The organism is Arthrobacter sp. ok362, from assembly GCF_900102785.1.
Classification (GTDB): domain Bacteria; phylum Actinomycetota; class Actinomycetes; order Actinomycetales; family Micrococcaceae; genus Arthrobacter.
Map to the genome: position 1 here is coordinate 164345 of NZ_FNGC01000003.1, position 25939 is coordinate 190283.

The window sequence follows — 25939 nt, forward strand, 5'->3', positions numbered from 1 at the left end:
CAGAGCCCGCTGCCGCCGTCGCGGCGCGGCAGCCGCTAGTGTGGAGACAGGTCCTTCGGCCCTGCCATAAGGCATGAGAGAAAAGGCACAAGAATCGTGAAGATTGCTGTAATTGCGTTGGGTAAGATCGGCCTGCCCTTGGCCGTCCAGTTTGCATCCAAGGGTCATGAGGTCGTCGGCGTCGACGTTAACCGGCAGGTTGTCGACCTCATCAACGCCGGAACAGAGCCATTTCCTGGCGAAGCCCGGTTGCAGGAAAAACTGGCCGAGCTGGTGCCGGCAGGCAAGCTCCGGGCCACGACCGATTACGCGGACGCGGTCCCCGAAGCGGACGTTGTAGTTCTCGTCGTGCCGCTGTTTGTCGACGCGGACGCAAATCCTGATTTCGGTTGGATGGACGCGGCGACCGCCGAACTGGCGAAGCACCTGACCCCTGGCACCCTGGTGTCCTACGAAACCACCCTTCCCGTCGGCACCACCCGGACCCGGTGGAAACCGGCCCTGGAATCGGCCTCGGGCCTGATCGAGGGGCAGGACTTCCACCTTGTGTTCTCGCCGGAGCGCGTGCTGACCGGCCGGGTGTTCGAGGACCTGCGCAAGTACCCCAAGCTGGTGGGCGGCCTGTCGGAAGAAGGCGCAGCCAAAGCCGTCGAGTTTTATCAGGCCGTGCTGGACTTCGACGAGCGGACGGATCTGGCCCGGCCGAATGGCGTCTGGGACCTGGGGTCCGCCGAGGCGTCGGAGATGGCGAAACTGGCGGAAACCACCTACCGCGACGTGAACATTGGACTCGCCAACCAGTTTGCCCGCTATGCCGCCACGGCAGGCATCGACATCTACCAGGTCATCGAGGCCGCCAACTCCCAGCCCTACAGCCACATCCACACACCCGGAATCGCCGTCGGCGGACATTGCATCCCCGTGTATCCGCGGCTGTACCTCTGGAACGATCCGGAGGCCACGGTGGTGCGCGCAGCCCGCGCGGCCAACGCCGACATGCCGGCCTACACCATCGGGCTGCTCGAGGGAGCCTATGGCGACCTGACAGACGCCCGTGTGGTGGTCCTCGGCGCTGCATACCGCGGCGGCGTCAAGGAGACGGCGTTTTCCGGAGTCTTCGACGCCGTCAAGGCACTCGAACTGCGCGGCGCCACCGCGCTCGTCCATGACCCGCTGTACACCGACGAGGAACTCCAGAAGCTGGGCTTCCAGCCCTACCACCTGGGGGAGCCGGCGGACGCGGCCGTAGTCCAGGCAGACCACGCCGAGTACCGCACGCTGGGGCCGCAGGACCTCCCGGGTGTCCGGGTGCTCATCGACGGCCGCAGGATAAGCAGCCCCGAGGCGTGGGACGGGGTCCAGTACCGCGTCATCGGCAAGGCATGACCGCGGTAGATTCGCCGATCGCTTCTTCCCTTTGACAGGAGATTCACGATGAATAACATTGCCCCGAGCGCTGATGTTTCGGACCGCGCCGTGCTGGGCGCCGGTACCAAGATCTGGCACCTGGCCCAGGTGCGCGAGGACGCCACCCTGGGAGAGAACTGCATCGTCGGCCGCGGCGCCTACGTAGGCACCGGTGTCCAGATCGGCGACAACACCAAGATCCAGAACTACGCCCTGGTTTACGAGCCCGCCAAGCTGGGAAAGGGCGTCTTCATCGGGCCCGCAGTGGTCCTCACGAACGACACCTACCCCCGCTCTGTCAGTCCTGATGGATCGTTGAAGAGCGCGCACGACTGGACCCCGGTGGGCGTCACAATCGAGGATGGAGCGTCCATCGGCGCTCGAGCCGTCTGCGTGGCACCGGTGACGATCGGACGCTGGGCGACCATCGCCGCGGGCGCTGTCGTCACGAAGGATGTGCCCGCCTTCGCCTTGATGGCCGGGGTGCCGGCCAAACGGCTCGGTTGGGTCGGAAAGGCCGGCTTCCCGCTGCGTGAGGCGGACGGGTTCTGGGTGTGCCCGGAGACGGGCGCCAAATATGTTGAAGAAGAAAATCTCCTGAAAGAGGCAGAGGACAACGCATGAGCCTGGACTTTATCCCCGCAGCAAAGCCGATTATCGGCGATGAAGAGCGGGCGGCCGTAGATGCCGTACTCGCCTCCGGAATGTTGGCCCAAGGCAAGCAGGTAGCGGAGTTCGAAACCGAGTTCTCCTCGGTGCTCGTCGACGGCCGCGCGGCCGTCGCCGTGAACTCCGGCACCTCCGGACTCCACCTTGGTCTCCTCGCCGCCGGCGTTGGACCTGGCGACGAAGTTATCGTGCCGTCCTTCACCTTTGCCGCGACCGGCAACGCCGTGGCACTGACCGGTGCGACTCCGGTCTTCGCTGACATCGAGCTGGACCACTACACCCTGGACACAGACCACGTCGCTTCGCTGATCACGGAGAAGACCAAGGGCATCATGCCGGTCCACCTGTACGGCCACCCCTTCGACGTCGAGGGCCTCGGCAAACTTGCCGCGGAGCGGGGCATCGATCTTTACGAGGACGCGGCCCAGGCGCACGGAGCGAGCTTCAACGACAAGTTGGTGGGCAGCTTCGGCACCTTCGCCATGTTCAGCCTGTACCCGACGAAGAACATGACCTCCGGTGAGGGTGGCATGGTCACGACGTCGGACGCCGCCGTCGAGCACAAGCTTCGGCTGCTGCGCAACCAGGGCATGGAGAAGCAATACGAGAACGAGATCGTCGGCTTCAACGCCCGCATGACTGACCTGCACGCCGCCATCGGCCGCGTCCAGCTCACCAAGGTGCTCGGCTGGACCGCGCAGCGGCGGCAGAACGCGGCATTCCTCGACGCCAACCTGGAGAACGTCGGAACCCCGGCAGTCAAGGCGGGGGCAGGCCACGTCTACCACCAGTACACGATCCGGGTTTCCGAGGACCGCGACGGGCTGGCCAAGGCGCTGCGGGACGAGTACAACATCGGAACCGGCGTGTACTACCCGGTCCCGAACCACCGGCTTCCGTCCTTCAACCGGACGGAAGATTTGCCGAACACGGAGACGGCCGCCAAGGAAGTGCTCTCCCTGCCGGTTCACCCGTCCCTGAGCCAGGACGACCTCGAGCGGATCGTCGCTGCGGTCAACGCCGTGGCCAAGGCCGGTGCCTGAGATGGCGAATCTGCGGGTAGGCCTGATCGGACTGGGGATGATGGGCCGGCACCATGCCCGGGTTCTTCGCGAGTTGCCCGGCGTCGATCTGGTGGCTGTGGCGGACGTCTATGGCGATCCGCACGGCGTTGCCGGCGGCTTGCCGGTGCTGTCCTCGGTGGAGGAACTTATTGCCCAGGGCCTGGACATGGCGGTCGCGGCCGTCCCGACGGGGATGCATGAGGAAGTCGGCCTGGCACTGGCCGAAGCCGGCATCCACACCCTCGTGGAGAAGCCGATTGCCGAAAGCGCCGCGGCAGGCCAACGCCTCGTGGATGCTTTCGAGGCCAGGAACCTCGTGGGGGCCGTGGGCCACATCGAGCGCTTCAATCCCGCGCTGCAGTCCCTGCGGAAGCGGATTGAAGCGGGCGAACTCGGCGAGGTCTACCAGATCGCCACCCGCCGGCAGGGTCCCTTCCCGTCGCGCATCGCCGACGTCGGGGTCGTGAAGGACCTGGGCACGCACGATATCGACTTGACCGCCTGGCTCGCCCAGAGCCGCTTCGAGTCGATCTTCGCCCATGTCACCACGCGCAGCGGCCGTCCGCATGAAGACATGGTGGCGGCGACCGGGCAGCTGGAAAGCGGCGTCATCACGAATCACCTGGTGAACTGGCTCTCCCCCATGAAAGAGCGGCTGACAATCGTCACCGGCGAAAAGGGCGCTTTCGTGGCCGACACGGTTACGGCGGACCTGACGTTCTTCGAAAACGGCACCGTGGCCACGGAGTGGGAGTCCATGGCAGCTTTCCGGGGTGTCTCCGAGGGCAACATGACCCGGCTTGCAATCGCCAAACCAGAACCGCTGCGCACCGAGCACGAGGCCTTCCGCGACGCCGTCCTGGGGCTGCGCAACGACGTCGTGACCATGCGCGAAGGCCTGGACACGCTCGCGGTTGCCGAGGCCGTGCTGGAGTCCGCGCGCACCGGGCAGATGGTCAAAGTCGCCGCCTCGTGACAGCCCGTCCCCGATTGAGGGTCGCGGTCGCTACCCGGCTTTTCACGCCCGAAGTGGGGGCCGCTGCCTTTCGTCTCCAGGCGCTGGTAGACGGGCTGGTGGCCGCGGGGGCGGCGGTGCAGGTCGTGACGACCCGCGCCCCCGGCGGAGCCTCGGCCGGCAGCGTTCCGTTCGGAGTCAGCCGTTGGCCCGTGTTACGGGACCGGGGCGGCAACGTCCGCGGCTATCTCCAGTACCTGAGCTTCGACATACCGGCCTTCTTCCGCCTGCTGGTTCAGGGCGCGGATGTTGTCGTCTCCGAGCCGCCGCCCACCACCGGGCTGGTGGTGGCCCTCAGCAGCTGGCTGCGTCGCCGGCCGTTCGTGTATTACGCTGCGGACGTGTGGAGTGAAGCGCTGTCCGCAACTGACGTGCCCGGCGTCGTCATCGGCATGATGCGGCGCGTCGAAGGCTTCGTGCTGCGACGTGCTGCCTGCGTTATCGCCATTTCTGATGCCGTTGCCGAGCAAGTCGCGAAGTTCGACGTGCCGGCGGAGCGGCTCCGGGTGGTGGCCAACGGGGTCGACACCTCAGTCTTCAACCCCCAAGGCGAGGCCGCGGCCAGTGAGCGGCCATATTTCGCCTACACCGGAACCATCTCGGAATGGCAGGGAGCCGATGTTTTTGTCCGCGCACTGCCATTCGTGCAGCTGAAATATCCGGACGCGGAGATCCGCTTTTTCGGGCAGGGCACGGATGAGCCGGCCGTCCGGGCGCTGGCGGCCGAGGTCGCTCCCGGGAGCGTGGTTTTCGGCGGAGTCGTTCCGCCCCGGCAGGCTGCGGCCTGGCTGCGCGGGGCCGCAGCAGCACTCGTCAGCATCAAACCAGGTCAGGGCTATGACTTCGCCAAGCCGACCAAAATCTATGCGGCCGCAGGATGCGGGACCCGGGTGATATTTGCCGGGGCCGGCGAGGGGGCAGCAGTGGTGGCTGACAACGGACTCGGCGACGCCGTGGACCACGACCCCCATGCCGTGGCGGCTGCCATGATCGCCGCGCTCGAAACCGCCGACACCGGCCGCGGGCATCGCTCGCAGTGGGTGGCGGACCACGCTTCCCTGGCGGCAGCAGGGCAAGCGGCGGCGGCGGCCGTCATCGCGACTGCGAAAAACGCTGGTCACTGAGGATCCCGGGGGAGCAGCAGGGGCGGGAACGGACTTCTTGTCGCCCGTTCCCGCCCCGGATAAGGGCCTGCGCCTCCTACTTCTTGCCGGACTCCGCGTTGGAGTTCAGCAACCTACTTCCTGCCGGACTCCGCGTTGAAGCTCAGCAGCGCGTCCACGATCTTCTCGGCGGCGTGTCCGTCGCCGTACGGGGCCGCGTCCGTGGGTTCGGGAGCGGGCCGCTTCACTGTGTCGGCCAGGATGGAGAGGTCTTCGCTCACCAGGACGTTCCACCGCGATTCGAGGGTCTCAACCCACTCCGTCTCGGGACGGATCGTCGTGCACGGTACCCGCAGCAGGAAGGCTTCCTTTTGCAGGCCTCCCGAGTCGGTGATGACGCCTGCGCTGTTGAGGACGGCGTTGACCAGTTGCGGATAGGCCAGCGGCGGGCACACCCGGATACTTCCCTGCTCGAGCGTCAGTCCGTGACGTTCGGCAAAACTGACCAGGCGCGGATGGGCCAGCAGGAGGACAGGACGGTCCAGGGAGGCCAGGGACGCAAGGATGGACCTGAGGCGGGACGGTGAGTCCGTATTGTCCGGACGGTGGATCGTGCTGACATAGTATCCCTGCGGGGCCACGTCGAGGGGGAGCGGCTCCTGCCGGCTCTCCAGCAGGGCACGGACCTGGTACAGGACGTCGGTCATGACGTCGCCGACGAGGACCGTCTTGGCGGCGAGGCCCTCGTTGGCCAGGTGGTCAACGGCCACGTGGGTGGGGGCCAGCAACAGGTCCGCGGCGTGGTCGGTCAGGACGCGGTTGTGTTCTTCAGGCATGCGCCGATTGAAGGAACGCAGCCCCGCCTCAAGGTGGGCCAGGGGTATGTGCATCTTGACCGAGGCTATCGCAGCGGCCAAGGTGGAATTGGTGTCGCCGTACACCAGTACGCAGTCTGGTTTGGCCTCTTCCAGGATCTCTTCGAGGCCCCCGAGCATGGCCCCGGTCTGTGCGCCGTGCTTGCCGGAGCCCACGCCGAGGTTGAAATCGGGCGCTGGGATACCCAGGTCACGGAAGAAGACATCGCTCATGAGTTCGTCATAGTGCTGGCCGGTGTGGGCAATCAGATGCTCCGCACGGCCGGAGAGGGCTGAAGCGATCGGTGCGAGCTTTACAAACTGTGGTCTTGCGCCGACGACGCTGAGAATACGCATGCTCCCAGCTTAGGCGATAGCGGTACCCGGCCACGGCGGGCTGTGATCCTGCGCACCGCTCATGAGCGGGCGCAGGGTGGTTAGCAGGCGTTGACCTTGTACAGTTTGGCCGCGCCTTGGTGGTCCACGAGTTCGACCTTTGCGCCCGGGGTTGCCAGCACGTTGTCGAACGCAGGGTAGGCCTGAGCCTCCACGAAGTTGAGGATGTAGAAGCGGCCGAAGTCGAGTATGTAGCGCACGTGCTCTTTCTTCGCGAGCTGACAGGTTTCAGCTCCCGCCTGCGACGTCGTTAGGTCCATCGCAATCTTGCGAAGATCGTCGTCGGGCCCGGGCGAAATATGATACTGGGTGACGTGGCGGCCAGAAATGGCGTAGGCCAGCGGTCCACCGTTGAACGGGTTGACGCCGATAACGGCGTCCTTCGGAACGGTCGAATCGAGCCGGGACATCAGGGCGAACTCATCACTGGATACCGCCCAGCCCGGGACAAAGGAATAAGAGTCCTTGATCTTGGTGGACACTGCGGTCAGCCCGGGGCTATGGACGCTATCCACCAGGGTGGATAGCGCGAGCGCAAGAATCGCGGCTGCTGCGACGGCGTACAGGGTCCCAGATCCCCGGAACTCAGGAAGGCCGGGCCGCCGGCCGGCGGAGCGTTTCGCGGCGATGCGCCGAAGCCATCCCCTGACCGCGGACACCAGACCGTCCGCACCCACGCTGGCAAGAACAATCATGAACAACGGCACCAAGGCCGCGAGCCGGTAGGGGTCCTGGTACCAGCTGCCGATCGTGAAGTGCCGGAAGCGACCCTGATACATGACGACGGCGACGACGTAGAGGGCAGCGGCAATGAGTGCGCAGGCAATAATCCAGCCGCCTCTCCGCCGCCAGATGATGGTGATTATGCCGACCAGGGCCGCCACCGAGGCGACCATTGTGTCGCCGCCGCCGAGGAGTGTGCCCGTGGCGACGTCGCCCACAGCCTGCTCCAGGGTCCGGCTGGGTTGCCAACTGTCAAAGTTAAGGAGCAGGGCCTGCCAGACGACGAGGAACGCTGCTGCCGAGGCCACCCCCCAGAGGACCACGAGCGCGATTGACCTGTTGCCGGCCTTGACGCGGATCCGGGCACGCAGCTGGGAGAACCATGCGGCGGCGATCAGCGGCACGGAGAATGCCAAGAGTGCCGTGACACCGTTGGGCTGCGACATGAACAACGCCGCAACCGCGATGGCCAGGAAGCACCAGAGGCTGACGTTGTCCAGGAATCTTTCGCGCCCGGCTTGGAACAACCCCACGAGGACCAGCAGCGCCAGGGGCAGCAAGCTGTAGGCAAGGGTGTTGGGGTAGAGCGGGCCCCACTGGAGCAACTGAAAGGGGAACATCCAGAAGCCGCCGCTCAGGGCACCGGCAACCACAAGCGGCAGGACGCGGGGGCCGACGATGCCCCGGACCAGCATGATGCAGGCGAAGGGCCACAGGAGCGCGCTCACAGCCACGACCACGGCGTTCTCGCTGACAAAGACGTCGTTGTTGGTCAGCTGGGCAACGAGGGCCGCCAGCGAATGCCACACGGACGGGTAGATGGCAATCCCGGCATCCGGGCTGAGCATCCGGCCCAACGTCAGTGACGAGGCGTTGCCGGTTTCGAGGATGTACCGGATGGCATTGAGGTGAAAAATGTTGTCGTACACCTGGCCGAAATTTCCGGGCTTGCCGATGGCCGGGAGCAGGCGGTTGAATATCAGGGCGGAGCCTGCCACCATACCGCCCAGGATTCCCGCCCACTGGACGGCGGGCGCCACCGAGGCTGGCGCTACTGCGGAAACCCGTCCATTAAGGAATCTCCGTAGCAGGAATGCCAGGCCGGTGCAGACTGCTGTCACGAGCAGATAGCTGAAAAGTCCCCAGCCCAGCCGGAACAGTCCTCCCACCACGCCCGCGAGCCCGATGAGTCCGCAGGAAGCCAAGGGGGACATTGCCGCGCAGGCGAAGCCCTTGGCGCCCAGTGCCCTCGCCAGCACCAACCCGGGGAGAAACATCAAGAGTGCGGCCACGGCGATAGCGGGAAACGCCTGCCACCAGTTCATTAATGCTCCTGCTCGTCCGAGAATTGCAGACTCGAGTCTAGCAAGCCGGGCGGGTGCCCTTGCGCCCGGGAGCCTCCAGCAGCGGGCGGGACGGTGGCGCGGGTTCGAACCGCGCGCCATCCCCACGTGAAGCACGATCGATCAGGCGGCCGGGTCGATCCCGAACGATTCCAACTTAACGGAGCGCAAACACTCCCGACTTCGTCCGCAACCTCTCGGCAACGTAGTGCCGCAGCACGGAGTCCGCCGAAAACATGGACAGTGGATTTTCCGGCGCCAGTTCGTCCAGCCTGCCGGCGTGGTTGTAACGGACGACGGCGGCACGCAACTGTGATTCGTCGTGCGCCATGGCGGCGGAGCGGCAGAGGGCGGCATCGCGGCGTGAGAGAGCCGGGAGCGAGCCGCCGGCCAGGTCGAGGAGCTGCATTTGGGCCTTGGCCCAAGCCGTGCGATCAGCCTCCGACCACACGGGTGTGTCGGGCGATCCGGACAGCGACCCACGTCGCACCAGCGCTCCGATGCCATGGACCCGAAGGAGCTTCAGCGCAATCGTCCGGCGTTCGGCTGCAGTGGCTGCAGAGATCCACGGCGTCTGGACAAGGGCGTCAAGCCACAGAAACTCCTCCGCGAGGGGGCGGACTGCACTGGTCACCCGGGTGTCGCCTGACTCGTCGGTCTGGTGGTAGGCCGGCGCTGAATATGGGTACGCGATGCGTCCTCCGCGGAACCAAAGCCTTAGCGCGGCTTCAAGGTCCTCACCGATGGCAATGCCTTCTGCGTAGCGAAATCCGCAGGCGAGCAACGCCTCGCGCCGCAGCAGGCCGTAGGGGACGCTGCGGTAGGCAAGGCCGTCCCTGACAGGATCCAGCACGGCGGGCTTTGACGGACGGATCCGCGGGGACCGGAGGATGGTGCCTTCCGGGGTCCTCAATGGGGCAATGACGGCCGCTGCGCCCCGGGCCTCGGCCACCTTCCACCATGCCGCCAGGGAACCCTCCTCCAAGTAGTCGTCGGAGTCCAGGAAGCTGAGGAAAGTGGCCGCACTTCGGTCCAGGGCTGCGTTACGTGGCCCGGCAGGGGAGCGGGTGCCGTCGTTGTGCCCAAGCCAGGTGACGGCGTCGTCCGCCACCTGGGCGGAGGTGACGCTGTCCTTAATGGCCTCGACGGCGATGTTGTGGCAGACCACGGTGGCCCCGAGCTCCACGCCAAGTGCAGCGAGTTCCGTGCGCTGGGCCAGAATGGACTGCAAGCTCCTTTCCAGCGGCCGTGCCGGGTCATGCACCGGTATGACAACTTCAATGCTGGGGATCATGGCCGCGCTCTCCTGTGCAAGCTTGGGTCCTTCGGTTCCGCGATAACCTTACGGGGTGGACAACAATTCTGTGGATACCGTGCTGGTCGATGTGGTGGTTGCCGTGCACACTCCGGACCGACCCATCGAGCGCACGGTCGCGTCGCTCATGGCGTCCGGGCTCCCCACAGGCCCGGAGGGCACCGGGCGGTTGCGCGTCACCGTGGTGTGCCACAATACCGAAATCGCGCCGATCCGGACGCGCGTGGCACCCGAACACCGGGATCTCGTCCGGTTCGTGCAGTACGTGGATGGGATCAAGAGCCCCGCAGGACCGTTCAACCACGGGATCTCACTGGCCACTGGCACCTGGGTGTCCATCATGGGCAGCGACGATTCGCTGGAGCAAGGTGCCCTGGCCCGCTGGGTCGAGGCCGCAGTGAAGGACGGCGCCGACGTCCTGGTTGCGCCGATGGCCCATGCGGGCGGGGCAGCCATCCGGACCCCTGTGGTGCGCCGCAACCGGCGTGTCAGCCTGGACCCGGTGGCGGACCGCCTCACGTACCGCACCGCACCCCTGGGGCTCATGCGGCTTTCCCTGATCCGTTCGCTGGGTCTGGAATTTTCCACCCGGTATGCCACGGGGGAGGACCAGTCCTTCTCCGCCAAGCTCTGGTTCTCCGGGGCGAGCGTGAGCTACGGCCGCGCCCTGCCCCGGTACCTGGTGCACGACGACGCCGCAGTCCGAGTCACAGCAACGCCACGCAGCGTGGCGGAAGATCTCGCCTTTGCCACGGACCTGGTGGACTCGGACTGGTTTGCCGGACTGGGCCCGGCCCAGCGGGCCGCGATCGTGACCAAGCTCATCCGCGTCCACGTGTTTGGGCATGTGATGCTGCGGGCCGATTGCGGCACCTGGGACGCCGACGACGCCGCTGGCATGGCCGGGGCTGCCCGGCGGCTGCTCTTCGCCGCACCCACAGCGGCCCGGCCGTTGTCATTCGCGGACCGGTCGCTGCTCGATGCTGTGACACGCCAGGAGACCGACCCCGCGGTGATGAAATCCCTGGCCGCGCGCCGACGCACCTTCACGGACCCGCGGACTTGGCTGCCACGAGACCTCTTGCAGGTGTTGCATCCGGAAGCCCCCTTCCGGTTCATGAGTGCCTCGGCACTGCTTTCCTAGCGTTTTCTCCCACAGACCCATTCAAGGAACACGTGAAGATTCTGGTCATTGCCACCTGGTACCCGCATGAGGAAAACCCCGCCGAGGCGCCGTTCAACGCCGAGCATGTCGAAGCAATCCGCGGCCAGGGCCACCAAGTACGCGTGGTCCACGTGCGGCTCGGCACGGCACTGCCCATGCCCAGGGCCGCCAACGGCGAGTGGGAGGGCGTCCCGGTGCGGCGTCTGTTGGCGGACCCACGGCGTCCGGCAACCCTGCTGGCGTGCGAACGCCTGCTGGCCCGGGAGATGGCCTGGGCCGACCTGGTCCACACCATGGCTTTTTCCTCGATCCTGCTGGCGGTGCCGGCCTGGTCGGCCCGCACGTCTGTTGGCCGCGGAAGCCCATGGGTGCACACCGAGCACTGGAACGGCGTGGTGAACCCGGCCAGCGTCTCACCCCTGTGGGAAAAACTTTCCGGCTTGCGCCGCCTGCTGCGCTTCCCCCACGTGGTGACGGGGGTGACCACCCAGCTCTCCAGAGAAATGCAGCGCTTTGCCCGGCCGCATGCCGCCAGGGTGGTGCCCTGCGTGGTGAAGGGGAGGGGACCCGTTGCGCCGTCCGTGTTTGGCTCGCCGCTGTGGCTGGTCGCAGTGGGCGGACTCATTGCACGAAAGCGCCCACTGGCCGCCATTGAAACCATTGCCTGGCTGCGCGACCACGGAACGGACGCGCACCTGACCTGGGTGGGGGAAGGGCCCTTGCGGGCTGAGTGCGAGGCATTGGTGTCCAAGCTGGGCCTCGCGGATAGGGTCACCCTGGCAGGCTCTGTGCGACCGGCCGAGGTGGCGGAACACCTATCCGCGGCCGACCTGTTTTTCCTTCCAACAGCCCAGGAGAACTTCTTCACGTCCGCAGCGGAGGCGCTTGCCGCCGGCCGCCCGGTGGTGGCTACCCAGGTGGGCGGCTTCAGCGACTACGCCGACGCCTCCAACAGCAGGCTCGTAGAGGATGTCACCCCGGCGGTCTTGGGCCGGGCCGTCATGGAAGCCGCAGACGCTTTCCGGACCGTGCCCGCTGAAGAAATTGCCGCGCCCATTCGGGCCAGGTTTGCACCCGGTGCCGTAGGCGCACTTTTCGACGAGGCCTATGCGGCCGCGATCGCCCGGGCCTAGCCCGAACGGATCATTTTCCTGGCACCTCCAGGCCCCAGAAACCGACGCAAAAAATTCCAAAGAGGACTAACGTGACGACTCTTCGCAGGCTGGTTCTACTGACAAATCAATATCCCTATATGCAGGGCGACCATGTGTTCGTCGGCAGCGAAATCGCAGCCCTGGCGGCCCGCTTTGATGAGATTGAAGTCTTCAATTACACGCCAGGAGCGCCTGCGGGGGTGGCCGAACTGCCGCCGAACGTTGTCTACGGAGGAAATCTGTATGGAAGCGCCCGTTCGGCCAAGATCAAGGCATGCGGCTCCCCGTCCCTGTTGGCGCGGTCAATAGGAATCGCGGCACGGGAATTCCGGTCCGGGCGCCTGGCCGGACACGTCGGTCGTTTCCTTTCGGCGGCAGCCGTTGGAATGACCCTTGCCAACGATCCACGGCTCCGCCACTCCTTGTCGAAGCCGAACGCCGAGACGAGTGTCTACAGCTTTTGGGGCATGGGAGCAGGCCTGCTGGTCCCATGGTTGCCGCGGGGCATCAAGAGCGTGAGCCTCCGGCTTCACCGTTACGATCTCTACGAAGAAGAATCCGGGTACCTGCCGTTCCGGCCCTCGTTGTTTGCGCGGGCGAATCGCATCCTGGCCATTTCGGAATCCGCCCGAAGCTACCTGCTCGAGAAATATCAGGGGGAACGGCTTGGGGGCAAGATAGTTGTGAGCCGGCTCGGAACAGCCAAACCGCTCGAGGCAGACGGTTCCCTGAGTGAGGGACCCGGGCGAACGATCGTCAGTTGTTCTAACTTGATCGCAGTCAAGCGCGTCGAACGGATTCTGGAATCACTGGAAGAACTACCTCTCGATTCCGACCTGACCTGGATCCATTTCGGCGGCGGGGTGTTGGAGGATGACTTGCGCCAACGTGCGGCCCGGATCGACCGTCCGGGACTGTCCATCGAAATTCGCGGGGCTACCCCGCACCCGCAAATCATGGAGTTTTACCGAACGCACCAGATTTCGGCATTCGTCAACGTGAGTGCGTCGGAGGGCCTGCCCGTGAGCATTATGGAAGCCATTTCGTATGGCATTCCTGTGGTGGCGACGAACGTGGGTGGAACCGCTGAAATCGTTGGCAGCGACCTCAGCACGGGTGAACTTATCCCGGCCGGATTTACAGCGGAGGAATTAACTGACGCGCTCGCTAAGGTCATCGCCGCCGCACCGCAAAGCTATGATCCGCGAGCCACGTGGGCCCGGGACTACGATGCGGCAGTCAACGCCGAGTTTGCCGCTTCAGTCGTTGCAGGCCACTGACGCGCGGGCACCTCACTTCAATCGAGGTTCGGATACCGTTTCTAAGGGGGTCAAACCCGCCAAGGCCGCCTGCTGGGCGAAACTTGGGTTGGCTGCAACGACTTCATCAAAGGTCCCCCTGGCCTCAATTGTGCCCTCGCTCATGTACAACACCTGCGCGTTATCACGGATGGTGGACAGCCGATGGGCGACCGATATGACTGTCACATCGCCCTGAAGTTCCTGGATGGCCGCGGCTACGGCGGCCTCAGTGGCCGTGTCCAGGGCGCTCGTGGCTTCGTCAAGCACGAGCACCAGCGGGTCCATGTAGAGCGCCCGGGCGATGCCGAGACGCTGGCGCTGGCCGCCGGAGAGCGATCCGCCACGCTCGCCAACCCGGCCGTGAATGCCCTCTGGGCGGGCCTCGATGGTTTCGAGCAATTGGGCCCGCTGCAACGAAAGCCGCACAAGGTCCTCATCGACATCCCCACCCCAAGACAGGGCAACGTTCTGGGCCACGGTTCCGTCGAAAATCGCGACTTCCTGGGGTACATAGCCCACGCGCTTTCGCCATGCAGCCAGTACGTCTTCAAGCGGAACGCCATCGAGTGTCATGGTGCCGGTGGAGGGTACCAGCAGGCCCAGGAAGATGTCGATCAATGTCGACTTGCCGGCGCCGGACTGTCCCACCACGCCGACCGAGGTCCCGAGGGGGATCTGCAGGTTGACATTGGTCACGGCGGGACTATTGGCTCCCGGGTAGGTAAATTCGACGTTGCGCAGCTCAAGGAGTTTAGGTTCACCGCTGATGGGGGTTTTCCCCAGTTTTTCGGCGTTGTTTCGGAAATCTTCGGCGTCACGAATGTCGGCCATGACAAGCTCCGTGTAGGGAAGCGTGGACTGCACCAGCGTCACCTGAGACTGGATGGTGGTGAGCGCAGGGACCATTTTGAACCCTGCCAGGGCGAAAATGGCCACCGACGTCATCGCCGCTCCGATGCCGCCGTTGAAGAATCCGACGGTTCCGATGAGCAGAAAGCCGCCGATGAGAGCCATGTCGATGACAAACTTCGGGACAGCCGCCAGGAAACGAATATTGGACCGGGACCTTGCGGCCTTTTCGCGGCTCAAAAAGACAACGTTGCCAACTTCGTCGGCCTTGTCCTGCAGCGTGATCTCCTTTAGTGCCGCCAGCATCTCCGAAACAAGCGTCGACATCCGCATGGCCGAATCGCGGTTCACCCGGCCCGCCTCATAGGACTTCTTCGACAGGTAAAGATAGAGGAAGGCAGCGATGAGGCCCAGGTAAATGACCGTAATCAGTGCTGTCTGCCACGAGGCAGCGATCAAAATCACAAGAACGGATGCGAACGTCAATGCCTGGGACGGCAGCACAACTGCGGGAAACAACACGCCGGCAATGGTGTTGGCGATGCCGACGTCGATCATGCGCACCAATTCGGTGGTTGACCTGTTTTGGCGTGAGGTCCACGGGGCACGGATGTAGCTCTGAAAGAGGACAGTCCCAATCTCCAACTCGTAGTCGGCAAACTTTCGGGTGGACACCCACTGGAGCCAGATGTTCAAGAACGACTTCAGGATCATCACGGCTGCCGAGCACACCAGAAGAAGCAGCCCGACGGTGTCCGAGATGGTGCCGAGAATTGGCAGGGTCATGGGGTTCCCAGTACTTTGCGACTGCATGATCTGGTTCAGCACCAGCGCAAAGACGCCCAAGGCGCCCGCGTCAACAAGGACTAGCACCGATGACAACGTCGCGAACAACAGGAGGAATTTTCTCGCGTTGGTCGGCAAAAGCGGCAGCAGTTGGCCAAGAGTGCGTCGCAGGTTTTTCAAGTTTTACTCCAGAACTGCAGTGGAAGAATCCTTCCCATACTACGAGGGTTGCCTGGAGCATGCCTTACTCACGCGTTGCCTCCAGGTCTGCGGAGTTCGGGATCTGAACCCTGCGGACCAGGTGCTTGACGCTGGCAGGAGTGGGTGGAGTGCGACAATGTATGGCATGAACAAGGAAATCCGGGTCACGCAACTCTTCGACTGCGCCGATGTCGGCAAGACCTTCGTCACAGAGGGGCAGCGGCAGGGCAAGCCGTGGAAGATCATTCAGGGCCCGTGGACCCGCGGCGGCACGAAAGCCGCTTACTACCGTTTCGTCCTGGAACAGGCGTCCGCCTACCCTCGGACCCAGCTGTGGCATGTGAACATGGGCGGCAGGGCCAAATGGGCGCGGGGCAGGTTTGCCCGGCCGTACGCGTTGACCCTCCACGGCACCGATATTCGGGAAAACTACTGGCAGGAGCAGCACCACGCCGCCATCAAGGCTGACGTCGACGGAGCCGGTCATGTCTGGTACGCCACCCCGGACAATCGCGAAAAAGCGGAGCGCGCCAGGGCTGACGCGGAGTACATGCCTATTCCCGTAGACCTGGCCGAGCTCCCGAAGTGGGCGCCGGCTGACAAACCACGGGTGTTCTTCCCGTCACGATGGGACGCATCGAAGGGCGGCGATGCGTGGGTGCAGACGGCTGCCGATGTTGCGGCTTCCCTGGCCGGAATGGACGTTGACATCGTCGGCTTGGACTGGGGGGACCGTGCGGCGGAGGTCGGCGCATTGGGTGTACAACTGCTGCCAAAGATGTCCAAGGCGGATTACCTTCGCGAAATGTCCCACGCCCACGTTGCCGTGGGACAGGTTGCGGGGATATTGGCCACCAGCGAACTGGAGGCCATGGGCATGGGCATCCCCACCATCTTTGCTGACCAGCATGCCGGCTATCCGTCCGACGTGGCCGCCGTTTCGGTTGCCCGGGCTGATGTGGGATCGGCCGTTCGCGAGGCGTTGGCCGATCCGCTCGCACTCTCTCGCAGGCTCGACAGCGTGAACTACATTCTCAACAACCACGGTCCGGCGGCACTGCTGCCACGGCTGGAAGCTGGCTACAAAAAAGTATTGGACGCCACACGGTGAACCGGCCCCACCTTCTCTACATTTCCTTTGCCTTCCCGCCCAGCTCGGCTTCCTCGGTGTACCGGTGCACCGCGGTGGCCAACGGCTTTGCAGAAGCCGGATGGGACGTAACGGTCCTCACGGTGGAAGCAGACATCTGGGCTGAAGTGACCGGCGCAGACAACCGCCTGTTGGACGCCGTTGATCCCCGAATCAAGGTGGTCCACGTGCCCGACGGCGGTTCGGAGGAACCAAACCGCCGTGACCTTCGGCGTTACTCGCGGCTCCGGATCGAGGCTCCCTATGTCTGGAAGGAACTCTTTCGGCGGCGCAGCCGCAAGGCGTTCCCCGAGGACTTTCATGCGTCGTGGTTTGCCCCTGCCAGCGAAGCCGTGCACCAAATTCACTGCGAGCACCGCGTTGACCTTGTCATGGCCTCGGCAGCGCCCTATGTGTCGTACAAAATAGCCCGCGAACTGGCCGATGTTCCCTACGTTCTGGACTACCGGGATGCGTGGTCTTTCAGCACGTTTACCGGGGCCGAGATCTTTCCCACCACGTCGGAGCGGGGCATTCTTGAACATGAATATCTGAGGGGGGCGCTCCAGACTTGGTTTGTGAATGACCCCATTCGGGACGAATACGCCCGCAGGTACCCGGACACGACCGGAACAATGCGTGTGGTACCCAACGGCTTTGACCCGCAGCCGGGACATGCCCGTCCTGCGGCCAAAGCAACCAAAGAACCACGCATCGGCTACCTCGGCACCCTTCAATATACGGCCGTTCCCTTGGCCGAGTTCCTGGCGGGATGGGACGCAGCCTTTGGCGAGGAGGGTGCACAAACGGCGCACGCGGTGTTCCGCGGAAAGCTGAGCCCCACTGGGTTGGTGCCTGCAGACGTCCTGGAGATCTTCAATTCAGGCGTGCACCGCGGCCTGGCCTATGAAGGCCCCATCTCCAAGCGCGACGTCGCCACGTTCTATCAGAGCGTCGATGCGCTCCTGTTAATACTTCCGCCGGGTAAGTACGTGACGGGCGGAAAGACTGCGGAATACATTGCCACGGGGCTGCCTATTGTGTCTGTCCATGCGGCGGACAGCGCCGCTTCAACCATGCTCCGGGATTATCCGCTCTGGTTTGAAGCTCAAGATCTGACTCCAGCGGGCATCGCAGCCGCGTTGCTTGCCTGCGCCGACGAACTTGCCGACCCGGATCCGGCAAGGTGGGCCGCAGCCTGGGAATTCGGGCAGCAGTTTGAACGGTCCACCACCCTTCGTCCGGCGATCGCCGAACTACGCTCAGAACTCGACCAGCGGGTCGGACCGACCGCACTGCCCTCTGAGCGGAGCAAGCCGTGACAGAACCCATTCAACTCGCCATCCTCTTGGGCCGTGGCGAGCGCCCGGACATGGCCATTGATGAACTGTGGCGTCGAGCCCAGTCGGCCGTGGCCAATCACGATGTCCCCGTCCATTGCGTCGCCGGGTATGCGCGACCGCCCCAAGCGGCGGGTACCGTTTGCCACGGCAACGTAGACGTCGTCGGGCTGGAGATCTCCGCCCCGGGCCGTTTCGGTGCCCTCGTGGATTCTCTCGCCGCCAAACCGGGACCATTGGGAATCGCGGGCCGTCTAGTGAAATACAACCTGGCATCCCGCCGGGTGGCGCGCGCACTGAAGAAAGACCACCAATTAATGAACATTTTTTGCCAAGCCGACGTCATCGTCTCGGCGGATCCGGAGGCAGACCGGGCCGTGTGGATGCTGCGGCGGCGCACGAGTGCCCGTCTTATGCACGGACCCTTCGCCATGGCCAACGCGCTGTCCCAGGCTGCAAGGGATTGAGCTGCGCGGGGACCGCCGGCCCTCCTCGATGCTGGGCATATGGGATACTTTTGCGGTGAGTCGAACTTGGATAGTCATACCTATGTACAACGAGGCCTCCGTCGTCGGCGGGGTGATCGAGGGACTCCGCCAAGAGTTTCCGAACGTGGTGTGCGTCGATGACGGCAGCAGCGATGGCTCGCAGGATGTGGCCAGGCAGGCCGGCGCGGTCGTGGTCCAGCACCCGGTCAACCTGGGCCAGGGTGCGGCACTTCAGACAGGTTTCGAGTATGCGCTGCAGGATCCCGAACTTGACTGCATCGTAACGTTCGACGCCGACGGTCAGCACCGGGTTGAGGACGCCAAGGCAATGGCTGACCGTGTGCGCACAGGCGAGGCCGACCTGGTTCTGGGCTCACGGTTCCTGGACGGCCGGACGAAACTTTCCCCGGCAAAGCGCCTGGTGCTGCGGACCGCAGCGATCCAGTCCCGGCTGGCGACCGGACTGGCGCTGACCGACGCGCACAATGGGCTGCGCGCCATCGGGCCGGAGGTCGCCCGCAAGATCCACCTCACGCAGAACAGGATGGCGCACGCCTCGGAGTTGATCCACCAGGTGTCCGAGATCAGCCCGCGCTGGGTGGAGCACCCCGTTGAGATCATCTACACCGATTACTCAAAGGCCAAAGGCCAGTCCCTGCTGAACTCCGTCAACATCATCGCTGACCTTCTGTTTAGGTGAGAAATTGCAGATCATAGTCCAAATAGTTCTCGTACTGGCCGTCATCGTCGTCTCCCTCGCGCTCATGCGGGGCGGCTCAAATGCCCGACACCTGGCCATCCGCCGCATCATGCTGGTGATTTTCGCGGTTGTGGCCGCATTGTCGATTTTCTTTCCCGAGCTGCTGACCATGCTCGCCCGTTCCCTGGGCATTGGCCGTGGCACCGATCTTGTCCTCTACGGCCTGATCGTCAGCTTCATGGTTTTTATGGCCACGACCTACCAGCGCTTCCGGCACATGGAGACAACGCTCACCCAACTTTCGCGGCGCATCGCCATTGACGAAACCCCCCGCCCCTGGCTCAAGGATGCGCCGCAGACCAATTCGGCATTGTTCTCGGAACGGATGCGGGAGACCGAGTGACGGTTCTCAGGTCACGCCCGGAAGATAGCGCGGCTGTCGCTTCGCCCCGCGACTATTCACTGGACATCCTGAGAATTCTTAGTATTTGCGGCGTGGTGGCCATTCACGTCTTCGGGCTACGGGTGGGGGCGGATCCCCAAGCTGGCCGCGGCTGGTGGGCTGCCGTTGCCATTGACATTGGCTTCATATGGGTGGTGCCGGTGTTTGTCATGATTTCTGGCGCCCTTCTGCTCGGCTCCCGCCAGGTAGAAGAGGCCCCGGCCGCGTTTTACCGCAAGCGCGCGGTCCGTTTGGTGCCGGCACTCATCTTTTGGAACGCCGTCTATTTGGTTGGCGTGCGGATCTGGATGAGACAGGAACACCTGTCCACCGCTCGGGTGCTGCAACTGCTCTATGACGGTTCCGTTTTCACGCAACTGTACTTTCTGTGGCTCATTTTGGGCCTGTATGCCATTGCACCCGTGCTGGCAGGATTCATCCGTGGCAGGGGCAGCCGGCGTGCTTTTGCCACCGCCGGCATTCTGCTTGTCATGACGGTGCTGGCGTTCATGGTGCCCGGCGTTCTCGCGCATTTCGGTGTTAACCGGCCAATACCTCTGAACATCTTTACGTACTGGATGCCATACGTCGGTTACTTTGCCGCGGGGTATGCCCTGCGCAAGGTTCGGCTCAGGGGCCTGCGGCTTGCTTCAGCGTCGGTGTTGACGGCCGCATTGATCGCCTTCACCGTCTGGCACTTCGGGCACCGGGGCGTCCTGCCGGTCGCGGACATGCTGGTTTCCATTTCGTATCTGGGCGCGGGGGTGGCACTGGCAGCGCTCGGTGTTTTCGTCGTCGGGCTGTCCCTCGCCGAGTTCATCAAAGTACCCCGCCGGGGTGGGGCTTTGCTGGGGACCCTCTCCAACGCCTCCTTTGGTGTGTTTCTGGTGCACTTGGTTGTCTTCGAAGCGATTCGGCTCAATGTCCCCGCCGTCCTCGGCGCGAAGTCATTTATGGCGGTCGCCGCGGCCTATGTGGTCACCCTGACGGCCAGCTTTGCCATTTCGTGGCTTGCTTCAAAGACGCCGCTCCTTCGCAGGGTGTTTTAGCCGCTGCAGCTGCAGCTTAGGTCCGGGTGCCGCCCTCGATCGGGAATAATAGGGGACATGACTGAGCTTCCCTCCTTGCTTATCCTGACGTTTTCGCCCATTCGATCGGACCCCCGGGTACTGAAGCAGGTGGAGTTGTTCAAGGAGAAGTACCGTGTGAGCACGTGTGCCTATGGTGCCGCTCCCGACGGCGTGGCGGAGCATTTTGCGCTCCCCGAGGACTCTCGCGGTTGGCCGTCAGACAAAGTCGGGCTGGTCAGCCGCCAGTACACGAAGGTCTATGACGGCCTTCCCGCAGTGAAGTCGGCCCGTGCAATTCTCCCTAAGGGGCGTTTTGACATGATTCTGGCTAACGACCTCAACACCCTGCCGCTTGCACTGGAACTCGAGCCCAAGTTGGGGGTGCATGCGGACCTGCATGAGTTTGCCCCCAGGGAAAAGGAAGACAATCTCAAATGGCGCCTGTTCATCGCGCCCTTCATGCGGTGGCTGTGCTCCCGCTACCTTCCTGCCGCATCGTCGGTGACGACGGTGTCCCAGGGCATCGCGGATGAATACGTCAAGGACTACGGGACCCCAACTGGCGTGGTCACCAATGCGGCCCCCTTTTCCGCAGGCACCCCCAGGCCGGTGGGAGAGAAAGTCCGCCTCATCCACAGCGCCGCCGGTCAGCGGTACCGCAAGCTGGAGAATTTCGTCGAAGCCATGAAGGACGCTCCAGAGTGGCTTTCCTTGGACATGATCGTGATGCCCAACGAACCCGACTACGTTGCCGAACTCAAAGCACAGGCAGCGTCGGTTCCCTCCATCACTTTCCGTGACCCGGTGCCCTACAAGGAGCTGGTCGCAACCCTGAGTGAATACGATGTCTCTGTGGTGTTTCTGCCGCCCACCAACTTCAACCTGAAGAACGCCCTCCCCAACAAATTCTTCGAGGCCGTGCAAGCACGCATTGGCCTGATCGTTGGGCCGTCCCCTGCAATGGTGGGCCTGGTGAGGGAGTATGGGCTTGGAGCCATCACGAAGGACTTCTCGGCGGCGTCGCTGCGGGAGACGCTCTGGTCGCTGACTCCCGAGGTCATTGACGGCTGGAAGCGGGCAGCCGACGAGGCAGCCCGACCGCTGTCAGCCGAATCCCAGGTGGCCGTTTGGGACGCAGCCATCGCAGAAATTGCAGCCATGCAGCACTCCAGCTGAGGGGTGCCGTGACGCCGCCACTTCACCTCGCCACCAACTGTGCACCCCGGTTCCAGCGTTAGACGCGGTAAACGGATCGAAGCCGGGTTTCCAATATCCGGCGGTCACCCTTCTTGAGGCGCCCGCAGGCCTCGAGCACTCCGTTCGCAAATTCCTGGATGTCGGGATCCGTCGGGTACGGCTGGTTTGAGCGGGGACGGTTATAGAGGACGGTTGACGCCGAACCCTTGAACCCGATGGCGGTCTCAGCCAGCGCCTGGAACGACCTCTCAAGGACCACATCGTCGCTTTTCCGGTCCCACGGGCGGGAGCGGCTCAATTGGGTTGAATGGCGGCGGTAGAGGACGGTGGGCAGCGCGTCCAGACGGCGCATGCGGATCCCCATGGTTGCAGCCCGAAGCCACATGTCGTAGTCCTCGGCATGTGTCTTTTGGTACCCGTCCAAGGACTCGAGGGCGGCACGGGTGCCGTACATCGTGGGGTTTGCCAAGACATTGCCGAGCAACAGGTGCAGGGGGACTGCGTCGACCGACAAGCCACGTTCCAAGTACGGCCGGAATGGCAGGTTCCGTGCACTGATCAACAGCATGGGGGAGAACACGATGTCGGCGCCCTTGAGGGCCCGGCGTTCAACGGAGAAGCGCCACGGGAGGCAGATGTCGTCGCCGTCCATCCGCGCAACATGTTCGCCCGTCGCATGTCCGAGCAAGGCGGTCCCGGCCGCAGCAACGCCAACGGACTCCTCATTCCGAAAGACCTTCAGGCGCTTGTCCCGGCCGCTTGCAAGAAATTCGGTGGTGCCGTCGGTGCTGCCGTCGTCCATGACCAACAACTCCGAGTCCCGTGGCATAGCAAACAAGGTACTCGCGATGGTGGACTTCAGGTACGGCATCCCATTCTTGACGGGGATCATCACACTCAACTGCGGCAAGGACAGCCTCGGCATTCTGTTGTTGTTTGATTGAAGGTTACGCGTCGAGCGACTTTAACTATGGGTGAATCCACCCCTTTGAAGCGGCCGTACCCGGTGCAACTTTAGTTGACGGGCAGCAAGCGCCGCCAATTGCATTGCAACGGTACTGTCCCCGAACCGCGCCGCGGCATGGCGCCAACCCGGCGCCGCGCACTAAAGGCCGGAAACCCTAAAAGTGCTGGCCTCGGACCGCTCATAGTTGCCCTCACGACACTTAACCAGGAAATGGTCGCGGGCTAGTCGTCCCTAGTAGGCGGATGTTGCCATGGAGACCACGGTCGACGACGGCAGGGTTCCAGCTGTGGTGCGGGGGCCCCACTTGCTTCCCGCGACTATGGGGTAGTAGCCCAGCTGGCCGTTCGCCAGGAGCGCCATGACGCCCTTGGAAGTGGTGCCAGTAAAGCCGGCCGTACTGGAGAACTGCCGGAACGATTGCCATCCTGAGCCAATCACCTTTCGCGTCTCGGAGACGAAGCCTTTCTGGCCGTTGGAGCGGTAGAGCCGCATGGCGCCGAGAGAATTGACTGCAAGCAGGTCCTGATTACCGTCGCTGTCGAAGTCGGTCATGGCAATCTTCAGACCACCCCAGCCCGCCCCGATTTTCACTGGGGCGCTGAGGGCTCGACCGGAAACATTGGCCCAGTAGTACAGGGCGCCGTCCGATCCGTAGCCGACGAGTCCCGGATAGCTGCTCGCTTTCACCCATCGGCCGGTGACGAAAGTCGTCTTGGCGAAGCCAGTGCTGGCGAGGGTGACCGGACCGGTGAACCCGCCGGTCTTGGCGCCGAAGTATACGCTCAGGGCACCCGAGGACCACTGTGCCAGCACATCGGGCACGCCGTCTTTGTTCCAGTCGAGAACGTGGAGGGTCTTGGCGGCGGACCAGCCGGTGCCGATCTGGTTCGGCGCGTTCAAGCCGCCGACTCCGTTTGCCGGATGTACCCACAGCTTGCCTGCGGCGTCCACCCGTACGACGTCGGATCCCGATTTAATTGGCGGGCCAGCCGCCACCGTTGGACTAGTAGGCGTTGCGGCGTTGTTGATGTTTTCACCCCCGGCGATCAGGAAGCTACCCCACCCTGATCCGATGATCGTGGATGCACCCCAGGTGGAGTTCCCCGGAACGGGATAGTATCGCAGGTTACCGTCACGGCTGCGGGCCATGAGGCCTGTCTTGGCGTAGCCCTTGAAGGAGAACGTGACCGTCAAGCTGGTCATCTGGTTCCAACCGGTCCCGACGGTCCGGGGCGATCCGGCGTTAAAGGCGCCAGCGCCATTGGAAGGATACTGGCGCATGGTCCCGGCGGAGTCTTGGGCGAGGATGTCCTGGGTGCCGTCCCCATCGAAGTCGACCATCGTCAGGTTGAGTTTGGTCCAGCCTGTGCCTATTTTGCTGGCTGTGCCGAGGCCTCCACCGGAGCTGTTGCGCCAGAAAGTGAGATTGCCGGCGTCGTCCCGGGTGAGGACTTGAGGGAAGTAGCTGCTGCTCAGCCAGTACCCGATGGTGAGCTGGTAGCCGCCCCAACCGGAGGCGGCCAGCACGGGTCCTGCCGAGAAGCCGCCGGCAGCGATGCCGAGGTAGACGTTGACCCGGCCGGATGTCCATTGCGCAACCGCGTCGAGGACCCCGTCGGCGTTCCAGTCGATCACGTTGATCGACCGTAGTCCCTTCCACCCTTGGCCGATCTGCTTCCGGGTACCGAAACCGCCTGTGCCGGTGGCCGGGTAGTCCCACAGGGCGCCGCTGGCATCGGCGGCCACGAGGTCGCCGGTTGACATGATCGAGGGCTTCGGGACCGCGCCGTCAGCAGTGGAGGCGAATTTCTGCAAATTCGCGTAGGAGCCGTTCCAGGCGTTGGAGTCGCCGGCGAACGGGCCGGTGCTGCTGTACTGCCAGACGCTGTAGGTTCCCCAGCCGTTGGGTACATTGCCAACGTAGGTGGAGTAGGACGCCAGGTGAAGCGGCTGGTTTCCGAAGGCGCCGGAGTTGCCGGTGCACTGCGACCACCAGCCCGCGGTGGTGTAGATCATCGGCAGGCGGCCGGTCCGGGACAGCATGCGGTTGGAGAAGTCCTTGAGCCAGCCGACCATCGCGGCGGCACTCATGTTGTAGCAGGTGTTGCCGAGGGTGGCGTACGGGTTGTATTCGATGTCCAGCAGCGGGGGCATGGTTTTGCCGTCGGGACTCCAGCCGCCGCCGCTGTTGATGAAGTAGTCCGCCTGCGCCGCCCCGGTGGAGACGGACGGAAGCGCGAAGTGATAGGCACCGCGCATGAGGCCGGCATTCAGGGAACCGGAGTACTGCGAAGCAAAAGTGGGGCTGCGGTAGCTGAGGCCCTCGGAGGCTTTCACGTACGCGAAACGCGCGCCCATGGAGTACTGCGCCGGCCAATTCACCGTTGGCTGGTAGCCGCTCACGTCCAGGCCTTGAACGCCGGGGGCCTTCCACGTGCTTTCGATCTGCAGGGACTCGGCGACGGCTGAAGAGGCGCCGGACCGGGGGGAGCCGGCCAGACGAGTTTTCAGACCTTGGCCCATGTACGCACCGTTTGCTCCGATGGCAGCGTTGAGGGCCTTCATGTCGATGGCTCCCGGAGCAGTGCCCGTTACTGCCTGCGTCGCCGTCGCCGTCGGGACCGCCTTCGCCGTCGGGACCGGGCTGGGTGCCGGCGTGGCTTCAGCCCTCGCCACACTGCTGGATGCGGGGTTTTGGCTTGCGGACGCGGTGGCTGTGGCAGTTGGTGAAGCTGACGGCGCCGGTTCGAGGGCCCAGGCCTGCGCTGGAAGGCCGAGTGTCGCGACCGCGGTGACGACCACGACTGCAACGGTCTTGAGTCGCGATGTGCGTCGTGTTGAAGGGGTCGTGTTCGGCTTCATGTGTCTCTCCGGAGCGCCAACGTGCTCCGCAAAACACGCTACCTAGTTCACCATGACCGGTCATCCGCGAGTCGGAAGCCGATACGTCAATTCGATTGGTCTTGACGCCGAAACGATAGCACCGGATCGACTCTGATACCAGAGTGACCGGTGGTGTCCCTGATCTCAGAGTGGCGTGTGGGAATCCACCTTCGGTGGCGGCTCCGGCGGCTCTAGCTCCGCGCGGCGGGCTGGCTACCGGAACAGATTCACTTGAAGGAAACTTTTGTGCCCAGCGCAGCTGTATAGCTAATGGTGCCGCCCTGGAAATTTTGCACACAGCCGCCGTTAGCGAGGCCGCAGGTCTCGTTGCTCGTTGGGTAGCCGAGTTTGCCCTTTTCGTAGCCCAGGGCGCCCCAG

The 25939-nt window shown here is 64.0% G+C and carries 22 protein-coding genes; 15 read left to right on the top strand and 7 right to left on the bottom strand.

Annotation, left to right across the window (positions count from 1 at the left end; all coding sequences use genetic code 11):
• Positions 1-96: 96 nt before the first annotated feature.
• Genes BLQ10_RS05090 through BLQ10_RS05110 form a run of 5 tightly spaced genes read left to right on the top strand, consistent with a single transcriptional unit; the run spans position 97 to position 5279 of the window.
• A complete protein-coding gene (locus BLQ10_RS05090; RefSeq protein WP_091559166.1) occupies positions 97-1386 on the top strand; it encodes a nucleotide sugar dehydrogenase in 1290 nt (429 codons plus the stop codon).
• A 48-nt stretch (positions 1387-1434) separates the two neighbouring features.
• A complete protein-coding gene (locus BLQ10_RS05095; RefSeq protein ID WP_091559168.1) occupies positions 1435-2031 on the top strand; it encodes an acyltransferase in 597 nt (198 codons plus the stop codon).
• Positions 2028-3119 carry a DegT/DnrJ/EryC1/StrS family aminotransferase gene (locus tag BLQ10_RS05100; RefSeq protein ID WP_091559171.1) on the top strand — a complete coding sequence of 364 codons (1092 nt, stop codon included), beginning with the start codon at positions 2028-2030 and terminating at the stop codon, positions 3117-3119. Before BLQ10_RS05095 ends, BLQ10_RS05100 begins: the two co-directional genes overlap by 4 nt.
• A gap of 1 nt (position 3120) precedes the next feature.
• Positions 3121-4116 carry a Gfo/Idh/MocA family protein gene (locus tag BLQ10_RS05105; protein ID WP_091559172.1) on the top strand — a complete coding sequence of 332 codons (996 nt, stop codon included), beginning with the start codon at positions 3121-3123 and terminating at the stop codon, positions 4114-4116.
• Positions 4113-5279 carry a glycosyltransferase gene (locus tag BLQ10_RS05110; protein ID WP_091559175.1) on the top strand — a complete coding sequence of 389 codons (1167 nt, stop codon included), beginning with the start codon at positions 4113-4115 and terminating at the stop codon, positions 5277-5279. Before BLQ10_RS05105 ends, BLQ10_RS05110 begins: the two co-directional genes overlap by 4 nt.
• 113 nt (positions 5280-5392) lie before the next feature.
• Here the strand turns inward: BLQ10_RS05110 and wecB are convergent, their stop codons facing one another.
• From wecB to BLQ10_RS05125, 3 genes are all read right to left on the bottom strand, one after another.
• Positions 5393-6469, bottom strand: coding sequence for a non-hydrolyzing UDP-N-acetylglucosamine 2-epimerase (gene wecB / locus BLQ10_RS05115; protein ID WP_091559178.1), 1077 nt, complete (start codon positions 6467-6469; stop codon positions 5393-5395).
• A gap of 80 nt (positions 6470-6549) precedes the next feature.
• Positions 6550-8556, bottom strand: a complete 2007-nt coding sequence (locus BLQ10_RS05120; protein WP_091559179.1) for a DUF6541 family protein — start codon at positions 8554-8556, stop codon at positions 6550-6552.
• Positions 8557-8731: 175 nt separating this feature from the next.
• Complete coding sequence (locus BLQ10_RS05125) at positions 8732-9868, bottom strand: glycosyltransferase family 2 protein (RefSeq protein ID WP_091559181.1); 1137 nt, start codon at positions 9866-9868, stop codon at positions 8732-8734.
• A gap of 55 nt (positions 9869-9923) precedes the next feature.
• Here BLQ10_RS05125 and BLQ10_RS05130 point away from each other — a divergent pair, with 55 nt between their 5' ends.
• The 3 genes from BLQ10_RS05130 (at position 9924) to BLQ10_RS05140 (ending at position 13488) form a co-directional block, all read left to right on the top strand.
• Entirely contained in the window at positions 9924-11033 is a 1110-nt protein-coding gene (locus BLQ10_RS05130; protein ID WP_091559182.1) for a glycosyltransferase family 2 protein, read from the top strand.
• A gap of 32 nt (positions 11034-11065) precedes the next feature.
• Positions 11066-12187, top strand: coding sequence for a glycosyltransferase (locus BLQ10_RS05135; RefSeq protein ID WP_254785406.1), 1122 nt, complete (start codon positions 11066-11068; stop codon positions 12185-12187).
• Between the two features lie 71 nt (positions 12188-12258).
• Positions 12259-13488: a glycosyltransferase gene (locus BLQ10_RS05140; protein ID WP_139164174.1), complete on the top strand. Its 1230-nt coding sequence runs from the start codon at positions 12259-12261 to the stop codon at positions 13486-13488.
• Between the two features lie 12 nt (positions 13489-13500).
• Here BLQ10_RS05140 and BLQ10_RS05145 read toward each other — a convergent pair whose 3' ends face one another.
• The gene (locus BLQ10_RS05145; RefSeq protein WP_091559186.1) at positions 13501-15324 is read right to left on the bottom strand and encodes an ABC transporter ATP-binding protein; all 1824 of its coding nucleotides are present in this window, start codon (positions 15322-15324) and stop codon (positions 13501-13503) included.
• Positions 15325-15490: 166 nt separating this feature from the next.
• On the opposite strand from BLQ10_RS05145, the gene BLQ10_RS22270 reads away from it, so the two are divergent.
• From BLQ10_RS22270 to BLQ10_RS05180, 7 genes are all read left to right on the top strand, one after another.
• Complete coding sequence (locus BLQ10_RS22270; protein ID WP_091559189.1) at positions 15491-16456, top strand: glycosyltransferase family protein; 966 nt, start codon at positions 15491-15493, stop codon at positions 16454-16456.
• Positions 16453-17796 carry a glycosyltransferase family protein gene (locus BLQ10_RS05155; RefSeq protein WP_091559190.1) on the top strand — a complete coding sequence of 448 codons (1344 nt, stop codon included), beginning with the start codon at positions 16453-16455 and terminating at the stop codon, positions 17794-17796. The genes BLQ10_RS22270 and BLQ10_RS05155 overlap by 4 nt, the downstream gene beginning before the upstream one ends.
• Entirely contained in the window at positions 17793-18281 is a 489-nt protein-coding gene (locus BLQ10_RS05160) for a hypothetical protein (protein WP_091559193.1), read from the top strand. The genes BLQ10_RS05155 and BLQ10_RS05160 overlap by 4 nt, the downstream gene beginning before the upstream one ends.
• Positions 18282-18363: 82 nt before the next feature.
• Positions 18364-19002, top strand: coding sequence for a glycosyltransferase family 2 protein (locus tag BLQ10_RS05165; protein WP_091559195.1), 639 nt, complete (start codon positions 18364-18366; stop codon positions 19000-19002).
• 4 nt (positions 19003-19006) lie between these two features.
• Positions 19007-19405 (top strand): DUF2304 domain-containing protein, encoded by a 399-nt coding sequence (locus tag BLQ10_RS05170; protein ID WP_091559197.1) that lies wholly within the window; start codon positions 19007-19009, stop codon positions 19403-19405.
• Positions 19402-20493, top strand: a complete 1092-nt coding sequence (locus BLQ10_RS05175) for an acyltransferase (RefSeq protein WP_302847288.1) — start codon at positions 19402-19404, stop codon at positions 20491-20493. Before BLQ10_RS05170 ends, BLQ10_RS05175 begins: the two co-directional genes overlap by 4 nt.
• Positions 20494-20550: 57 nt before the next feature.
• On the top strand, positions 20551-21690 hold the full coding sequence (locus BLQ10_RS05180) for a glycosyltransferase family protein (protein WP_091559202.1): 1140 nt from the start codon (positions 20551-20553) through the stop codon (positions 21688-21690).
• Positions 21691-21748: 58 nt separating this feature from the next.
• Here the strand turns inward: BLQ10_RS05180 and BLQ10_RS05185 are convergent, their stop codons facing one another.
• The 3 genes from BLQ10_RS05185 to BLQ10_RS05195 form a co-directional block, all read right to left on the bottom strand.
• Entirely contained in the window at positions 21749-22636 is an 888-nt protein-coding gene (locus BLQ10_RS05185; protein WP_091559204.1) for a glycosyltransferase family 2 protein, read from the bottom strand.
• 273 nt (positions 22637-22909) lie between these two features.
• The gene (locus tag BLQ10_RS05190; protein WP_091559207.1) at positions 22910-25540 is read right to left on the bottom strand and encodes a GH25 family lysozyme; all 2631 of its coding nucleotides are present in this window, start codon (positions 25538-25540) and stop codon (positions 22910-22912) included.
• 248 nt (positions 25541-25788) lie between these two features.
• Positions 25789-25929 carry a hypothetical protein gene (locus BLQ10_RS05195; RefSeq protein ID WP_091559689.1) on the bottom strand — a complete coding sequence of 47 codons (141 nt, stop codon included), beginning with the start codon at positions 25927-25929 and terminating at the stop codon, positions 25789-25791.
• Positions 25930-25939 lie beyond the last annotated feature (10 nt).

Coding starts and splice junctions, on each gene's coding strand:
- BLQ10_RS05095 (WP_091559168.1), top strand. CDS start 1,435: ATGAATAACATTGCCCCGAGCGCTGATGTTTCGGACCGCGCCGTGCTG.
- BLQ10_RS05100 (WP_091559171.1), top strand. CDS start 2,028: ATGAGCCTGGACTTTATCCCCGCAGCAAAGCCGATTATCGGCGATGAA.
- BLQ10_RS05105 (WP_091559172.1), top strand. CDS start 3,121: ATGGCGAATCTGCGGGTAGGCCTGATCGGACTGGGGATGATGGGCCGG.
- wecB (WP_091559178.1), bottom strand. CDS start 6,469: ATGCGTATTCTCAGCGTCGTCGGCGCAAGACCACAGTTTGTAAAGCTC.
- BLQ10_RS05120 (WP_091559179.1), bottom strand. CDS start 8,556: ATGAACTGGTGGCAGGCGTTTCCCGCTATCGCCGTGGCCGCACTCTTG.
- BLQ10_RS05125 (WP_091559181.1), bottom strand. CDS start 9,868: ATGATCCCCAGCATTGAAGTTGTCATACCGGTGCATGACCCGGCACGG.
- BLQ10_RS22270 (WP_091559189.1), top strand. CDS start 15,491: ATGAACAAGGAAATCCGGGTCACGCAACTCTTCGACTGCGCCGATGTC.
- BLQ10_RS05165 (WP_091559195.1), top strand. CDS start 18,364: ATGTACAACGAGGCCTCCGTCGTCGGCGGGGTGATCGAGGGACTCCGC.
- BLQ10_RS05180 (WP_091559202.1), top strand. CDS start 20,551: ATGACTGAGCTTCCCTCCTTGCTTATCCTGACGTTTTCGCCCATTCGA.
- BLQ10_RS05185 (WP_091559204.1), bottom strand. CDS start 22,636: ATGCCGAGGCTGTCCTTGCCGCAGTTGAGTGTGATGATCCCCGTCAAG.
- BLQ10_RS05190 (WP_091559207.1), bottom strand. CDS start 25,540: ATGAAGCCGAACACGACCCCTTCAACACGACGCACATCGCGACTCAAG.